This window comes from Vibrio sp. Y176 (genome assembly GCF_033438945.1).
Map to the genome: position 1 here is coordinate 1 of NZ_JAWOQS010000806.1, position 602 is coordinate 602.

Consider the following 602-nt stretch of genomic DNA (forward strand, 5'->3'; position numbering starts at 1 on the left):
CAAAACGTACCACAGGTTACTTTCCCGACTCGCCAAGGTGATACTTGGGTGAACGTTACCTCGGATGATCTATTCAAAGGCAAAACCGTGATCGTATTCAGTTTGCCTGGAGCGTTTACACCGACTTGTTCTTCTAGCCACTTACCTCGTTACAATGAGCTATTCCCTGTGTTCAAAGAACACGGTGTTGATGAAATTTTGTGTATTTCTGTAAACGACACATTCGTTATTAACGCGTGGAAACACGACCAAGAAGCCGAGCACATCACCTTTATTCCAGATGGGAATGGAGAGTTCACCGATGGCATGGGCATGCTCGTGGACAAAAATGACATCGGTTTTGGTAAACGTTCTTGGCGTTACAGCATGTTGGTAAAAGATGGCGTGATTGAGAAGATGTTCATCGAGCCAAATGAGCCAGGAGATCCGTTCAAAGTATCGGATGCAGACACTATGCTGAACTACATCGCACCAGAGTACAGAACTCAGGAATCGATCACTGTATTTACCAAGCCTGGTTGTCCTTTCTGTATGAAAGCCAAACAAAACTTGATTGATCACGGTCTTCAATATGAAGAAGTCATTTTGGGGAAAGATGCAAC

The 602-nt window shown here is 44.2% G+C and carries 1 protein-coding gene; it reads left to right on the forward strand.

Going from position 1 to position 602, the window contains the following annotated elements; translation table 11 throughout:
- Window positions 1-602 (forward strand): glutathione peroxidase (locus R7O13_RS28760; protein ID WP_318305447.1); only part of this gene is annotated, 602 nt, incomplete at both ends.